The following is a 16,000-nucleotide window of genomic DNA, read 5'->3' on the forward strand; positions in this document are numbered from 1 at the left end:
CTCCTACCTCAGTGCCGCCGTCCCTCCCCGCGTCGAACTCTTCCAGTTGCGGCGTGCGGCGCTGTGCAACGTGACCTCCGGGACATTGGAGTCCGACATCGGAGGCGCCTGCGCTCCCCCGGACGGCTCTGTCGTCCCAGCGTGCGACGGCGAGCAGCCGGTGCAGCCGCTCTGGCGTCGTGACCGAGGAACTCCCGACACTCCCTGGGGTCCGTGGCAGATGGTCGTCGGCTGGGCTTGCCCGGGTGACCTGCTGCCCACCCTGACCGCGGCCGACTTTCAGCGGCTGCCGATCACCCCGCAGGTCATCACGATGCAGCCCGACCGCGGGTGGGTGCTGGTGAACAAGGAGACCATCGTCCTGACCGAGCCCGTCGAGCAGACGTTCCGCACGGACCTGTTCGGCTATGGCGTCGACGTCATCGCCACGCCGACGCACTACACGTGGGACTTCAACGACGGCTCCGACGACCTGTCCACCGACAGCCCCGGGACGCCGTACCCGGAGTTCGACGTCTTTTACGTGTTCACCGACACCGGGACCACCGCCATCGAGCTGACCACCACCTGGTCCGGCCGCTACCGCATCGACGGCGACGACACCTGGCGCGAGGTCGTCGGCACCGCTCAGACGACCAGCACCACCGCCGAGTTCGAGATCGTGGAGCGACGGTCCCGCCTCGTCGCCAACGACTGCATCGAGGACCCGTCCCAGCCGGACTGCTGAGGAGATCCCTCGGCTGAGGGGGAGCCACTCGATCGCACGGACCGGGATCGCCCGGATCCTGCGGGGGTGGCACTGCTCAGCTATGCGGGACGAGTTGCGGTGCCCGACTGGATTCGGGCCGTGCTGATGCCGACAAGAGAGGAGGAGCATCGGACGCGGGGACCACCTCGCTCTGCGAGGACAAGGAGGGCGCACGTGTCGACACCGAGCGACGTGCTGCACGCTGCCTTGTGCGCGCGCCCGTTGCAGACGGCGTCGGAGCTGACGGCCATCGTCGCGAACGCCGGTCACGGCGGCCTGACCGCGGCTGAGGTCGAGCGACTGCTGATCGGTGACCCGAGGCTGCGCCCCGACGGCAGCACGCCGCCGCGCTGGCGGGCGCTCGGGGCGGGGCACCCTGCGACGCTCCTGAACCTTCCGACCCCGCGACGTCCGGCCCAGCAGGTGCTCGCGCCCGCGGCGTCGTTCGGAGACCGAGCCGGTTCCGCGACCGTCGAGCGGCTGGACACCCGCCGCGGGATCCTGCCGGCGGCGGCGTTCGCCGGCCGGCCCTCCGTGCGGCTGCAGGAGATCGCCGCCACCCTTCCTGCCCGGGTGCCGGTGAGTGAGCGCCTGGTGGCCACACCGGTCCCGCCGGTCGAGCAGCCGGGCGCGCCGACTGGTGGGCGCAGCGACGAGCCGACGGACCAGCACACGATCGAGCGCACCCTCGCACCGACGGTCGGGTCGACCGAGGCGGTCACCGTCGCGCCGAGGGGTGAGCCGACCGTGGCGTCGACCGATGTGGTGACCATTGCGCCGAGCAGTCCGCCTGTGGGGACGACCGACGCGGGAGCCCGGACGGCGACCGGTGCGCCGAGCAGTCTGACCGTGGGATCGACCGACGCAGTCGCCGTGACGCCGAACGGTACGTCGAGCGATCCGGCCGTCCGGCTGACCGACGTGCTGACAGTCGCGCAGAGCAGTCCGGTCGGGGAGCCGGCGTACGAGCCGATCGTCGTGACACCGACGGATCCGGCCACGGCACCGGCGACCAACCCGACGTCCCGCGTCGCCGAGCCGCTGCCGGTGCGGGTTGCCGCGGAGGACCGTCCGCCCGCCGACCCGTTCCCCACGGCACCCGCGGTGCCTGCCGGCGGCCTGTTCCACGCCCTCGCCACGACGGCGGTGGTCGAGCGTGGGCCGCGCCCGCCGGGCGGCGAGGTGCGGTACGTGGGACCGCAGCTGCGCCGCTGGCAGAAGGACGTGCTGGACGCGTGGCTGGCGGAGGACCGGCGCGGGATCGTCGAGTCGTTCAGCGCGCAGGGTCGGGGCGTCGTGGGGGTGCTCGCGGCGTGGGACGCGTTGACGCGCGGTGAGAAGGTGCTGGTCCTGGTGCCGACGACGGACCTGCTGGACCGGTGGTTCTCGACGCTGGAGCTGTGCCTGCCCGGGTTGTCGATCGGGCGCCGGGACATCACGACGGCGCACACGTTCGACGAGTGCGACGTGCTGGTGTCGCTGGTCAGCGCGGCGTACGGGCACCAGCTGCTGCCGGACGACCGGACGGGGCTGGTCATCGCGGACGAGGTGCACAAGTACGGGTCGGCGCGGCCGGCGGAGACGCTGCGCGCCGGGTTCGGGGCACGGTTGGGTCTGACGTCGTCGATGGAACGTCAGGACCCGGGGTTCGACGAGGTCCTGCGGCCGTACTTCGGCGCGGTGCTGGACGGGTGCGACCTGCGCCGCGGACGCAAGGACGGCGTGCTGGCCCCGTTCCGGCTGGCATTCGTCGAGGTGGACCTGGCCGCCGACGAGCGGGCGGAGCACGACGCGTTGTCGGCGCAGATCTCGGAGCTGGCGGAGCGTCTCGTCGGGCACGGGTGCGCTCCGGGCAGGTTCGTCGACGACGTCATCCGGCTCCAGGGCGGGTGGCGGGAGAACGCCCGCGCGGCCGCCGACGCGAGCGCGTACCTGCGCGCGGTGAGCACCCGACGGGACCTGCTGGCCACCTCGTCGGCCAAGATCGACGCCGTCGCGAGGCTGGGTCCGACGCTCGCGCGGTCCGCTCACGCGCTCGTCTTCACGCACACGAAGGACGGGGCCGACGCTGCTGCGGCAGGGCTGCGCTCAGCCGGGGTTCCGGCGGCGTGGCTGCACAACGGTCTGGAGCCGGAGGTCCGCCGGAACACCCTGCGCGACCTGCGCAGCGGCCGGCTGACGGCGATCACGGCGCCGAAGGTGCTCGACGAGGGTCTCGACCTGCCGACGGTCGACGCGGTGGTGCTGCTCGCCGCCAGCCGGTCCTACCGGCAGCTGGTCCAGCGCGTGAGCGCGGTCCTGCCGGTGACCGAGTCCGACCGGCTCCCGGTGGTGCTGGTCGTCAACGCGCGCGGGACCGTGGACGCCGACGACGGGTTCGTGGCGGACCTGGCGGCGGTCGCGACGGAGGTGCGCACGTTCGACGTGGGCACCCCGGGCGCCGCGATCGCCGCCTGGTTCCTCGGCGTCTAGCAGTCGGCGGGTCAGGCTCCCATCGAGCAGGAGAGGCGGACCGACGCGATCGAGGTCACGAAGCCCTCGGCCACCGTGACGGAGCTGACTGCGCCCGCGAACGGCGCCTCGCCCCCGAACGCCTGACCGAGCCGGAACGGCCCCGACCGCGACGTGCCGCCCGCGAAGCCCACCGGGCCACTGGCCACGGGGTTCATGGTCCCGGGTGCGTCGGCGGTGCCGATCGGGCAGACGTAGAGGCTGATCGTGCCCTGGGCCGCGTCGTGGACCCCCGTGAGCTGGACCCAGGGACCCGCCTGGGCCGCATCCACCGAGGTGACGACGGACGACTCGGTTCCGGTCATGGCGAAGGTCCAGCACGCCGGCAGGTCCTCGGCGCACCCGGTCGTGTCGTAGCCGAGCGCGAACCCGCTGTAGGCGAGCGTGTCCTGGCTCACGGCGGTGCCACCGGCGCCGAGGGTGTCGAGGCGCACGAACGCCGAGACGGTGAACGACTGCGTCGCGTCGACGACGGGGCCGTCGGTCGCGGCGCCGTCGGCCGGGCCGGCGAAGAGGAGCGCACGGTCGGAGTCCTCGCCGGCCAGCTCGGCCAGCGGCCCGGCCGTCCAGGTCGTCGTCGGGGTCAGGGTCAGGGGCACGCCGGTGCCGGCGGCGACGCTGCCTTCGCCCTCGTCGAGAAGCCACTTGCCGCCGCCACCGATGACGACCGGCTCACCGACGGTGAAGCGGTAGTCGCGCGCCGGGCTCACGTTGCCTGCCCGGTCGAACGCCTGCACCCGCAGCATCTGCGGGCCGGACGTCGTGGGCGTCCAGCTGATCGTCGGCGTCGAGGCGGGCACGGACTCACCGAACGAGCCGTCGGTGAACGAGTACTGGTAGGAGACCACGTCGGTGGACTCGTCGCCCAGGGTGAAGGACCCGCGCAGACCGACACCGCCGGAGGTCGCGTCCTCGGTGTAGACCGCGGGCTCGCCGTCGACCGGCGTGATCGTGGGCAGGGCGGGAGGGGTGACGTCCACGCTGAACTGACAGAGCTTCGGCAACCCCCAGCGCCCGCCGGCGTCCCGGCCGGTCACGAGCCAGCTGTACGTCCCACCCTCCTTGAGGCGGCCCTCAGGGACCGCCACGGCGTGCTGCGCCCCCGACGCCTGCGCGATGGTCTCGGGGGGCGCCCACACCACGCGGGCGCGGGAGTCGAGGACCACGAACCTCGCCCGGACGGCCTGCCCGTCGGCGTCGCTCAGCGTGGCGCGCAGGGTCGGGGTGGTGCTCCGCATCCACGGGCGGTCGGCCCCGGTGGCGCAGACGGTCGTGGGGTTCGACGTGCCCGCGTCCGTGACGACGGGAGCCTTGCCGCGCGCGGGCGGCCCCGCCGAGGCCGACACGGCGGGTACGAGGAGGGCCGCGGCGGCCACCAGGGCGACGGCACTGATCCGGAAACTGGCTGCGCGCACGAAGGCCCCCTTGCCGGTGCCCGGGGCCGGTGCCGCAGGGCTGCGCTCGGAAGGTATCGGTCATCCGTCCAGGGCGGCTATCCGGCCAACGGGTGATACGCCCCGCTTCGCACCGCTCCCCGCAGCCCTGTCCGAGCCGCCGTCTACCCTCGGCGCATGTTCCTCCTCGGCGACGGCGGCCTCGTGCTCAGCCCGAGCGACCTCGCCAATGCCGCCGCCTGCGAGCTCGCGGTGCTGAGCAACCTCGACGGCCGGCTCGGCTGGTCGGAGCCGGCGCCGATCGCCGCCGACGCGATGCTGGCGCGCGTGTCCGCGCTGGGCCCCGCGCACGAGACCGCGATCCTGCAGCGGTACCGCGCCTCGGGGAGCGTCGTCACCATCGCGCGGCCGCGGTACGACGAGTCCGGCGAGCGGGCCGCCCTCGAACGCGTGCAGGAGTCGACGCTCGCGGCGCTGTCGTCTGACGCGGACGTCGTCTACCAGGCCGGGTTCTTCGACGGCCGGTTCACGGGCTGGGCGGACTTCCTCGTGCGGGAGGACGGCCGGTGGGCGGTGCTCGACACCAAGCTGGCGCGCAGCGTGAAGGTCACGGCGCTGCTGCAGCTCACGGCGTACGCGGACCAGCTGGTCACCGCGGGCGTCCCGGTGACGGACGACGTGCACCTCGTGCTGGGCGACCGGTCCCGGTCCAGCCACCGCCTCGCGGACCTGCTGCCGCTCTACCGCGAGCGCCGCGCGCGCCTGGAAGGGCTCCTCGACGACCACCGGTCGACCGGGATGCCGGTGACGTGGGGTGACGTCCGGTACCGGGCGTGCGGGCGCTGCGACACGTGTGCCGCGCTGGTCGTCGCGCACCGCGACGTCCTCCTCGTGGCCGGCATGCGGTCGACGCAGCGCGCACGGCTGGCCGCGGCCGGGATCGTCACGATCGACCAGCTCGCGGCGCGCACCGGGCCGGTGCCGGGCATCGGCGTCGAGACGCTGGCGGGCCTGCGCCGGCAAGCCTCCCTGCAGGTCCGGCAGGAGACCTCGTCGGAACCCCTCGTGTTCGAGGTCGTCGACCCGGCGGCGATCAGCGACCTGCCGGCGCCCGACGCCGGTGACATCTTCTTCGACTTCGAGGGCGACCCGCTCTGGACCGACGACACGGTCGCCGACGACGAGCCGGCGGACTGGGGTCTGGAGTACCTGTTCGGGGTGGTGGAGCCGGACGGCACGTTCCGGCCGTTCTGGGCGCACGACCGCGCGCAGGAGAAGCAGGCGTTCGTCGACTTCCTGGCCTACGTCCAGCAGCGCCGCACGGCGCACCCGGGCATGCACGTCTACCACTACGCCCCCTACGAGCGGTCGGCCCTGCTCCGGCTGGCGGGCCGGTACGGCGTCGGCGAGGACGCGGTGGACCAGCTGCTGCGCGACGGGGTGCTGGTGGACCTGTACGCGACCGTCCGGCGCGGGCTCCGGGTCGGCAGCGACTCGTACTCGCTGAAGAGGCTCGAGCCGCTGTACATGGGTTTGGTGACGCGTGGCGGGGCCGTCACGACTGCCACCGACTCGATCACCGAGTACGCGGAGGCGTGCGACCTGCGGGACGCCGGCGACGAGACCGCCTGGCAGGCGAAGCTCGACGAGATCGGTGAGTACAACCGGTACGACTGCGAGTCGACCCTGCGCCTGCGCGACTGGTTGCTGGCGCACGGCCCGGAGCCGACGGGGTCGGCCGTCGCCGAGCCGGGCGAGCCGGCCGAGGACGATCCGCTGGTCACCGCCCTCCTGGCGAGGGCCGAGGGTCTCGCCGACCCGCGCGACGCGCAGGCGGTCCGGATGCTGGCAGCGGCCGTCGGCTATCACCGGCGGGAGGAGAAGCCGTTCTGGTGGGCGCACTTCGACCGGCTCCAGTCGGACCCGGCGGAGTGGATGGACCCACGCGGGACGCTGCTCGTCGACGGGACGCCCGAGGTGGTCGAGGACTGGAGCATCGGTCCCGGACGGCAGACCTACAGCCGTGTCCTGCGCGTCACGGGCCACCTGGAACCGGGCAGCGACCTGCGCCCCGGCGGCAAGGCGTACGCGCTCTACGACGACCCGCCCGCCTGTGCGAAGACCTCGACCACGGGGCACCGGGGGTGGACGCAGAGCGTGGAGATCCTCGAGGTGACCTCGCAGCGCGCGCCGGACTCGCCGTCCGGGACCCGCGACGTCCTGAGGATCGTCGAACGGCTGCCCAGGAACGCGGTCCCGGAGCCCTGCCTGCCGATGGCTCTCGCGCCGTCGGCCCCGCCGCCGACGTCGACCATCGTCGCCGCGGTCCGCGCCCTGGTGGAGGGTCTCGGCGCCGACCTGCCACCGCTGCCGGCCGTCGACCTGCTGCGCCGGGTCCCGCCGCGCACACGGGCGCTCCCCCTCCCCCGTCCCGACGACGTCACCGGCACCACCGAGGCGATCATCGACGCGGTGCTCGACCTCGACGGCTCCTACCTGGCCGTGCAGGGACCACCGGGCACCGGGAAGACCTACACCGGCGGTCACGTGGTCGCGGCGCTCGCGGCACAGGGCTGGAAGGTGGGGGTCGTCGCGCAGTCGCACGCGGTGGTCGAGAACATGCTGCGCGCGGTCAACGACGCCGGGCTGGCGGCGGAGCACATCGGCAAGAAGGCGCAGGACACGCACCCGGACGACGCCGTGTGGGAGTCGCTGCCGCAGGGCCGGGACGCGGTCACGTTCCACGCTCGGCAGCCCGGCGGGTTCGTCATCGGCGGCACCAAGTGGGACTTCACCAGCCGCGACCGGGTCCCCGACGGCGGGTTCGACCTGCTGGTCATCGACGAGGCGGGTCAGTTCTCGCTCGCGGACACGATCGCGGTCTCGACGGCGGCGCGGAACCTGCTGCTCCTCGGGGACCCGCAGCAGCTGCCGCAGGTGTCGCAGGGCCGCCATCCGGAGCCCGTGGACCGGTCCGCGCTCGGGTGGCTGGTCGACGGGCGGGACACCCTGCCCGACGAGCTCGGCTACTTCCTGGCCCGCACGTGGCGGATGCACCCGGCGCTCTGCGCGGCCGTCTCGCGACTGTCCTACGAGGACCGGCTCGCCGCGGTCCCGCACACCGCCGCGCGGTCGCTGGAGGGTGTCGCCCCCGGGCTGCGGACGGTCGTCGTCGACCACGTCGGCAACGCCGTGTCGTCGCCCGAGGAGGCGGCGGTCGTCGTCGAGCAGGTGCGGGACCTGCTCGGACGGGCGTGGACGGACGACACCACCCGACCGCTCACGGGGCAGGACATCCTCGTCGTCGCCCCCTACAACGCGCAGGTCTGGACGGTCCGACGAGCGTTGGAGGCCGCAGGGATCACGGGCGTGCGGGTGGGGACCGTCGACAAGTTCCAGGGCCAGGAGGCGGCGGTCGTGCTGGTCACGCTGTGTGCGTCGTCGGCCGACGAGGTGCCGCGCGGGATGGAGTTCCTGCTGAACCGCAACCGGCTCAACGTGGCCGTCTCCCGGGCGCAGTGGTGCGCGGTCGTCATCCGGTCGACCCGCCTGACCGACTACCTGCCGACCCGCCCGGAGACCCTCGCGGAGCTGGGCGCGTTCATCGCCCTGTGCAGCGCCTGACCCTGCTCGTCGTGACGCGTCTCGGCGCGCGGACGGGGCGTGCAGCAGGTAGAACCGATCCCCATGACCATCGTCGGATTCCACAACTCGCACGAGCAGGTCCACCCCGCTGCTCTCCTCGCGGCCACCCAGCGCGCGGAGCAGGCGGGCTTCGACGCCGCCATGTGCTCGGACCACTGGGCGCCCTGGTCGGTCCGGCAGGGGCACTCCGGGTTCGCCTGGACGTGGCTCGGGGCCGCGCTGGCGACGACCGGGCTGCCGCTCGGCGTCGTGAACGCACCGGGCCAGCGCTACCACCCCGCGATCATCGCGCAGGCGGCGGCGACGCTCGCCGCGATGTTCCCCGGTCGGTTCTGGGTGGCGCTGGGGTCGGGCGAGAACGTCAACGAGCACATCACCGGTGGTCGCTGGCCCGCCAAGGCCGAGCGGGACGCGCGCCTGCGTGAGTGCGTCGAGGTGATCCGCGCGCTGCTGGACGGTGAGGAGGTCACGCACCACGGGCTCGTCACGGTCGACCGCGCCAAGCTGTGGACGCTCCCCGACGAGAAGCCGCTGCTCATCGGCCCCGCCGTGACGCCCGCGACGGCCCGTGCGCACGCCGACTGGGCCGACGGCCTGGCCACGGTGAACCAGTCGCCGGAGGTGCTGAAGCAGGTCGTGCACGAGTACCGGGACGCGGGCGGACGCGGCCAGCTGACGCTGCAGGTGCACGTGTCGTGGGCACCGACCGCCCAGGCGGCCCTCGACCTGGCCCGCGACCAGATGGCCGGCCAGGTGTTCGGCCCGCCGGTGGCGTGGGACCTGGACACCCCCGAGGCGTTCGACTCCCTCGGTGTCCACGTCGGTGACGAGACCCTGCGTCGCAGCGTGCTGGTCGACCACGAGCCGGCGCGTCTGGCGGACCGCATCAGCGAGCTGGTGGCCATCGGGTTCGACGCGGTCTACCTGCACCAGGTGGCGACGGACCCCGCGCCCAGCGACGAGAAGCACGACGACGCCGCGCCGACGAGAACCCCGCGCAGCGCCACGCTCGACGCGTTCGTCGACATGGCAGCCGAGCACCTCCTCCCCCAGCTGAAGCAGGTGGCCGCATGAGGATCCACGACACCGGTGACCTCTGGTGGAAGAACGCCGTCATCTACTGCCTGGACGTCGAGACGTACATGGACTGGAACGACGACGGCGTCGGCGACCTGCCGGGCCTGGTCCAGCGCATCGACCACCTGGCGGACCTCGGCGTCACGTGCCTGTGGCTCATGCCGTTCTACCCGACGGCCGACTTCGACGACGGCTACGACATCTCCGACTTCTACGGCGTCGACCCGCGCCTCGGCGACGCGGGCGACCTGGTCGAGGTGATCCGCACGGCCCACGACCGCGGGATCCGGGTGATCGTCGACCTCGTCGTGAACCACACGTCCGAGAAGCACCCGTGGTTCGTCAGCGCCCGCAAGAGCAAGGACAGCCCGTTCCACGACTTCTACGTCTGGCGCACGGACAAGCCGCCGTCCACCAAGGAGAAGGTCGTCTTCCCCGACAAGGAGGACGGCATCTGGACGAAGAACGAGGCCACGGGCGAGTGGTACCGGCACACGTTCTACCACCAGCAGCCGGACCTCAACACCGCGAACCCGCAGGTCAGGGACGCGATCGCCAAGGTCATCGGCTACTGGGCCGAGCTGGGCCTGAGCGGGTTCCGGGTGGACGCCGTGCCGTTCTTCCTCGCCGACGCCGCCAACACCCCCGGCGACAAGGTCGAGGACAAGCACGACTTCCTCAAGGAGCTGCGCGCGTTCCTCACGCGGCGGGTGGGCGACGCGATCCTCATGGGCGAGGTCAACCTGCCGTACGAGGAGCAGAAGCTCTACTTCGGTGGCGACGGGGCCGACAGCGACCAGCTGTCGCTGCAGTTCGACTTCGTCGGCATGCAGAACCTCTACCTCGGGCTGGCCCGGCAGGACGCCGGACCCATCGCGAAGGCGCTGGAGGCGCGGCCGGAGATCCCGCACGACGCGCAGTGGGCCACGTTCGTCCGCAACCACGACGAGCTGACCCTGGACAAGCTGTCCGAGGACGAGAAGCAGGAGGTGTTCGCCGCCTTCGGCCCGGACCCCGACATGCAGCTCTACGGGCGCGGCCTGCGGCGACGCCTGCCGACGATGCTCGGCGGCGACCCGCGCCGCATCCGGATGGTCTACTCCCTGCTGTTCTCGCTGCCCGGCACGCCGGTGCTGTTCTACGGCGAGGAGATCGGCATGGGCGAGAACCTCGCCGCCGAGGGACGGCTCGCGGTCCGCACCCCGATGCAGTGGACGTCGGGCGTCAACGGCGGCTTCTCACGGGCGTCCAAGCGTGCGCTGTCCGGGCCGGTCACCGACGGCGGGTTCGCCCCCGAGCACGTCAACGTCGCCGACCAGCGTCGGGACCCCGACTCGCTCCTGAGCTTCGTCCAGCTCCTGATCCGCCGGTACCGCGAGTGCCCCGAGCTCGGCTGGACGCCGCGTGCGGAGATCCTCGACCAGCCCCATGCGGCCGTGCTCGCGCACCGCAGCACCTGGGACGACGGGTCGCTCGTGGCCCTGCACAACCTGGCCAGCGAGTCGGTCATGGTCCCGCTGCAGCTGGCCGACTGCGACGAGACCGTCCAGCTGGTCGACCTGCTCCAGGACGGCTCGTGCGTCATCGACGCCCGCGGCCGCACCGAGGTCGAGCTCGACGGCTACGGCTACCGCTGGCTCCGCGTGGTCCGCGAGGGCAACCGCCGCCTGCTCTGACCGGCAGTTCCACGCGCTCGAACCCGACAGGGGTGCCGTGCTGGTGCCCGGCGACGACACCCCTGTCGGGTTCGACGGGCGAGGTCCGCTCACGGGCTGCTGAACCGTTTCGCACCTCCCACCCACCGGCTCACCCAGCGGACTCCCAGCAATCTCGCGTACCGTGCCGAGGTCCGCCGCCTCCCCGGGCGGGACCCGAACCCGACGGAGGACCCTCGTGCGCCGCACGACCACCGCCCGCCGCGGCCTCGCCGCAGCAGCCCTGACCCTGTCCCTCGGCCTCGCGCTGACCGCCTGCTCGGGCGGCTCCGCCGACGACCCGACGCCCTCCGCGTCGTCGTCGTCCACCGCGAACCCGGCCGACGCCGCCGCGCTGGCGGACGTCACGGTCGAGGGCGACCCCGGCAGCAAGCCCACCATCACGCTCCCGGAGACTCCGTTCACGGTCACCGCCCTCACGGTGCGCGTGGTCGACGAGGGTGACGGCGACGTCATCGAGGACGGCCAGACGCTCTCCATCGAGACGACCGCGGTCAAGGGCTCGGACGGCAGCGAGCTGGGCGACACGTACTCGTCGACGCCCGAGAAGATCGTCGCCGACGAGAACCTGCTCCCCGAGCTGCACGACGCGCTCGTCGGCCAGAAGGTGGGCGTCCGCATCCTGTTCGCCCTGCCGAGCGGCGAGGACACCAACGTCGTCGTCGGCGAGGTCGTCGAGGCCAAGGACACCCCGAAGCCGCTCGACGGCCCCGAGGGCGAGCCGGTGACGCCCGCCGCCGGCCTGCCGACGGTCACGCTCGACGAGGCCGGCAAGCCGACCGTCGCGCCCGTCGCCGGTGACCCCCCGGCGGAGCTGGTCGTCCAGCCGCTGATCAAGGGCACGGGCGCCGAGGTCACGGCGGACCAGACGCTGACCGTGAACTACAGCCTGTTCCTGTGGGACGGCACGCCCGTCGAGTCGTCCTTCGACAGCGGCGAGCCGGCGACGTTCGCCCTGAACGCCGTCATCCCGGGCTGGACCGAGGGCCTCGCCGGCCAGACCGTCGGCAGCCAGGTGCTCCTGGTCGTCCCGCCGGACAAGGGCTACGGCGACCAGGCCAGCGAGTCCATCCCGGCGAACTCGACGCTGATCTTCGTCGTCGACATCCTCGGGGCCTCCTGACCTTCCCCGTTCCACCCCTCGAGCCCGGGACGCCTCGCGTCCCGGGCTCGAGGCGTCCTAGGGTGGGTTGTCTGCACCCCGGACCGGGAGAAGACCATGGACCAGGCAGCGTCGCCGAGGATCCGTACCGTGGCGCTGGTCGGCGCCGTGGGTTCCGGCAAGACGACCCTCACCGAGGCGCTGCTGCATCGCGCCGGTGTGCTGACCCGCACCGGCCGCGTCGAGGACGGCTCCACCGTGAGCGACCACGAGCCGGAGGAGGTCGCGCGCGGCATCTCCCTCGGGCTGGGTGTCGCACCGTTCTCCTGGACGGCGACGGACGGCAACGCCTACGACGTGACACTCCTGGACACCCCGGGCTCGGCGGACTTCGCGGGGGCGGTCGACGCGGCGCTCGCCGCGGCCGATCTCGCGCTCGTCGTGGTGAGCGCGGTCGACGGGGTGCAGGCAGGCACCCACACGGCGTGGCGGCTCGCGGCCGAGGCCGGCCTGCCCCGGATGGTCGTCGTGACCAAGGAGGACAAGGCACGCGCGGACTTCCGGCACGTGCTGGCGGACCTGCGGGAGGCGTTCGGCGACGGGCTTGTCGCGCTCGAGCTGCCGCTGGGCGAGGAGACGGCCTTCACGGGTGTCGCCGACGTGCTCAGCGAGGAGGGGCTCGCGTACGACCGCGACGGCCGCCACCACACGGAGGACCTTCCGGCCGGCCTCGCCGACGAGGAGCACCGGCTGCACGACGAGGTGACCGAGGAGATCGTCGCGCACGACGACGACCAGCTGGAGCGCTACCTGTCCGGCGACGTGCCCACCATGCAGGAGCTGGAGCACACGCTCGCGCACGAGGTCCTCGCCGGCGAGGCGTTCCCGGTACTCATGGCGTCGGGGGTCACGGGCGTGGGCGTGGACCGCCTGGCGGACCTGCTGTGCGAGCTGGGCCCGTCGCCGGCCGATCGGACCCGGTCCGTGCAGGCCGGGCGGGTCGAGGTCGAGGTCGCGGCCGACCCCGCCGGACCGACGCTGCTCTACGCGTTCCGGACGCTGGCCGACCCGTTCGTCGGCCAGGTCACCATGTTCCGCGTCCTGTCCGGCACGGTCCGCAACGGCGACCGGCTGCTGAACACCGCCACGCGCACCGAGGAGCGCATCCCCGGCCTGTTCCGGCTGCGCGGCAAGGAGCACCTGCCCGTCGACGCGGTACCGGCGGGGCAGATCGGCGCCGTCGCCAAGCTCACGGGCACCCCGTCGGGAACCCTGCTGGCGGAACGGACCGGGCCGGGCGCGTCGATGACCGCCCGGCCCGCCCGCGAGCGGGCCACGGTGTACGCGCTCGCCCTGGCACCGCTCACGCAGTCCGACGACGACCGCCTGTCCGCCGCGCTGGCGCGCCTCACCGCCGAGGACCCGACGCTGCGCGTCGACCGCTCCGGCGACAGCACGGTCCTGCGCGGCCTCGGCGACACGCACCTGACCGTGGCGCTGGAGCGGCTGGCCCGCGTGTTCGGCGTGCACGTGAGCACGTCCCCCGTCCCCGTCGGGTACCGGGAGACCATCCGGCGGCCCGTCGAGGCGGAGGGCAAGGTCAAGAAGCAGTCGGGCGGGCACGGGCAGTTCGCCGTGGTGCAGCTGCGGGTGTCCCCGCTGCCGGCCGGGACCGGGTTCGAGTTCGTCGACGCGATCGTCGGCGGCGCTATCCCCCGCACCTACGTCCAGGCCGTGCACAAGGGGGTCGTCGAGGCGATGGCGTCCGGCGGACCGCACGGCTACCCCGTCGTCGACCTGCGGGTCGAGGTCTACGACGGCAAGTCGCACTCGGTGGACTCCTCCGACATGGCGTTCCGCACCGCAGCCGCGACCGGTGTCCGCGAGGCCCTGCACGCCGCCGGCACGACGGTGCTCGAGCCGATCAGCCACGTGTCCGTGACGGTCCCGACGGCCGCGCAGGGTGACGTGATGAGCGATCTGTCCGCCCGGCGCGGGCACATCAACGCCACCACGTCGCTCGACGACGGCCTGGTGCTCATCGAGGCGTCCGTGCCCGAGTCCGAGCTGGCCCGGTACGTGCTCGACCTGCGCTCGATCACCGGCGGCCGGGCGGAGCTCACCATGGAGCCCGACCGGTTCGAGGTCTGCCCCGACCACCTGGTCCCCGCGTGAGCGAACGCGAGATCGCGGAGCTGACCCGGCTGGTCCGCGAGTTCAGCACCGAGCGCGACTGGCAGCAGTTCCACGACCCGAAGTCGGTGATCCTCGCGCTCGTCGGGGAGGTCGGGGAGCTGGCGGAGCTGTTCCAGTGGGTGCCGTCCGACGAGGCGGTGTCGCGGTTCTCGTCGCCGGACCGCAAGGCCCGCGCGGCGGAGGAGATGGCCGACGTCCTGGTCTACCTGGTGTGCCTGGCGGACGTGCTCGGCGTGGACCTGGGTGAGGCTGCCCGGGCCAAGCTGGCCGCGTCGCACGTGCGGTTCGCGGCCGACGCCGTCCGTGGCGTCGCACCCGACAAGCCGTAGCCTCGTCCCCATGGCCCGGTACTTCGACGTCCACCCGCAGAACCCCCAGCCGCGGTCGATCGCGCAGGTGGTCGACCTGCTGCGCAACGACGCGCTCATCGCCTACCCCACCGACTCCTGCTACGCGCTGGGCTCCCGCATCGACAACCACGCCGGGGCCGACCGCATCCGGGCCATCCGGCACCTCGACGACCGGCACCACTTCACGCTGGTCTGCGCCGACTTCGCGCAGCTCGGGCAGCTGGTGCACCTCGACAACAGCGCGTTCCGGGCCATCAAGGCCGTGACGCCCGGCCCTTACACGTTCATCCTCCCGGCGACGCCGGAGGTGCCGCGCCGGCTGGCGCACGCGAAGAAGCGGTCCGTCGGCGTGCGCATCCCCGACCACCCCGTGGCACAGGCGATCCTGCGCGAGCTCGGCGAGCCCCTCCTGTCCAGCACCCTGCTCATGCCCGGCGCCGAGTGGCCGATGGTCGAGGGCTGGCAGATCAAGGAGGAGCTGGACCTGGTGCTCGACGCGGTCGTCGACGCCGGCGACTGCGGCACCGAGCCGACGACGGTGGTCGACTGGACGGAGGGCGCCCCCGAGGTCGTCCGCGTGGGCGCGGGCGACCCGGACCGCTTCAGCTAACCGGATCCGCCAGGGCCGGCCGGCCGGCGCCGAGCTCGTCGGTCCGCGTCGAGCTCGTCAGTCCGCGACGAGCTCGTCTGCTGCACCGCACGATCTCGGCCCGGAGTGACGAGCTCGGCGGCGAGACCGCGAGAACCCAGGAGGCGAACCATGGCGTACGTCGGGGTGGTCGGGCCGTCGTCCGCCGACGAGCGGGAGTTGCACGACGCCGAGGTGCTCGGCCGCGGGCTGGCCGAGCGCGGGCACGTCGTCGTCTGCGGAGGCCTCGGCGGGGTCATGGCGGCGGCCGCCGGGGGTGCGTCGGCGGCGGGCGGCGTTGTCGTCGGCCTGCTGCCCGGCACCGACCGCTCCGCGGCGAACCCCGGTGTCACGGTCGCGATCCCGACCGGGCTCGGTGAGCTGCGGAACGCGCTGCTCGTCCGGTCGAGCGACGTGGTGGTGAGCGTCGGCGGGTCCTGGGGAACGCTCAGCGAGGTCGCCATGGCGCTGCGGGCGGGCGTCCGGGTGGTCGCGATCCGCGGCTGGCGCCTGAGCACCGCGGACGGTCAGGAGGTGGACGACGGGTCGCGCGCGGTGTCGTCGGCCGACGAGGCGCTCACACTGCTGGACAGGCTGCTCTCCAGCTAGCCCCGTGGGCCGCAGCGCCTCCGCG

The 16,000-nt window shown here is 73.2% G+C and carries 11 protein-coding genes; 10 read left to right on the forward strand and 1 reads right to left on the reverse strand.

Going from position 1 to position 16,000, the window contains the following annotated elements:
- Nucleotides 1-220: 220 nt before the first annotated feature.
- Nucleotides 221-727, forward strand: coding sequence for a hypothetical protein (locus CXY01_RS17200; RefSeq protein WP_246125455.1), 507 nt, complete (start codon nt 221-223; stop codon nt 725-727).
- A gap of 195 nt (nt 728-922) precedes the next feature.
- On the forward strand, nt 923-3,220 hold the full coding sequence (locus CXY01_RS17205; protein ID WP_186813444.1) for a helicase-related protein: 2,298 nt from the start codon (nt 923-925) through the stop codon (nt 3,218-3,220).
- A gap of 11 nt (nt 3,221-3,231) precedes the next feature.
- Here the strand turns inward: CXY01_RS17205 and CXY01_RS17210 are convergent, their stop codons facing one another.
- A complete protein-coding gene (locus tag CXY01_RS17210) occupies nt 3,232-4,674 on the reverse strand; it encodes a LamG-like jellyroll fold domain-containing protein (protein WP_146929795.1) in 1,443 nt (480 codons plus the stop codon).
- Nucleotides 4,675-4,830: 156 nt separating this feature from the next.
- On the opposite strand from CXY01_RS17210, the gene CXY01_RS17215 reads away from it, so the two are divergent.
- The 8 genes from CXY01_RS17215 (at nt 4,831) to CXY01_RS17250 (ending at nt 15,975) form a co-directional block, all read left to right on the forward strand.
- On the forward strand, nt 4,831-8,277 hold the full coding sequence (locus tag CXY01_RS17215; protein WP_146929798.1) for a TM0106 family RecB-like putative nuclease: 3,447 nt from the start codon (nt 4,831-4,833) through the stop codon (nt 8,275-8,277).
- A 63-nt stretch (nt 8,278-8,340) separates the two neighbouring features.
- Complete coding sequence (locus tag CXY01_RS17220) at nt 8,341-9,372, forward strand: TIGR03885 family FMN-dependent LLM class oxidoreductase (RefSeq protein ID WP_146929801.1); 1,032 nt, start codon at nt 8,341-8,343, stop codon at nt 9,370-9,372.
- Nucleotides 9,369-11,051, forward strand: coding sequence for an alpha-amylase family protein (locus CXY01_RS17225; RefSeq protein WP_146929804.1), 1,683 nt, complete (start codon nt 9,369-9,371; stop codon nt 11,049-11,051). Before CXY01_RS17220 ends, CXY01_RS17225 begins: the two co-directional genes overlap by 4 nt.
- Nucleotides 11,052-11,268: 217 nt before the next feature.
- The gene (locus tag CXY01_RS17230; protein WP_146929807.1) at nt 11,269-12,213 is read left to right on the forward strand and encodes an FKBP-type peptidyl-prolyl cis-trans isomerase; all 945 of its coding nucleotides are present in this window, start codon (nt 11,269-11,271) and stop codon (nt 12,211-12,213) included.
- A 96-nt stretch (nt 12,214-12,309) separates the two neighbouring features.
- On the forward strand, nt 12,310-14,367 hold the full coding sequence (locus CXY01_RS17235; RefSeq protein ID WP_146929810.1) for an elongation factor G: 2,058 nt from the start codon (nt 12,310-12,312) through the stop codon (nt 14,365-14,367).
- A complete protein-coding gene (locus CXY01_RS17240) occupies nt 14,364-14,717 on the forward strand; it encodes a nucleotide pyrophosphohydrolase (RefSeq protein WP_146929813.1) in 354 nt (117 codons plus the stop codon). The genes CXY01_RS17235 and CXY01_RS17240 overlap by 4 nt, the downstream gene beginning before the upstream one ends.
- 10 nt (nt 14,718-14,727) lie before the next feature.
- The gene (locus tag CXY01_RS17245; protein ID WP_146929816.1) at nt 14,728-15,348 is read left to right on the forward strand and encodes an L-threonylcarbamoyladenylate synthase; all 621 of its coding nucleotides are present in this window, start codon (nt 14,728-14,730) and stop codon (nt 15,346-15,348) included.
- Nucleotides 15,349-15,498: 150 nt separating this feature from the next.
- Complete coding sequence (locus tag CXY01_RS17250; RefSeq protein ID WP_146929819.1) at nt 15,499-15,975, forward strand: TIGR00725 family protein; 477 nt, start codon at nt 15,499-15,501, stop codon at nt 15,973-15,975.
- The last annotated feature ends 25 nt before the right edge of the window (nt 15,976-16,000 follow it).

Origin of the sequence: Cellulomonas xylanilytica (assembly GCF_007989805.1) — a bacterium.
GTDB lineage: Bacteria > Actinomycetota > Actinomycetes > Actinomycetales > Cellulomonadaceae > Cellulomonas > Cellulomonas xylanilytica.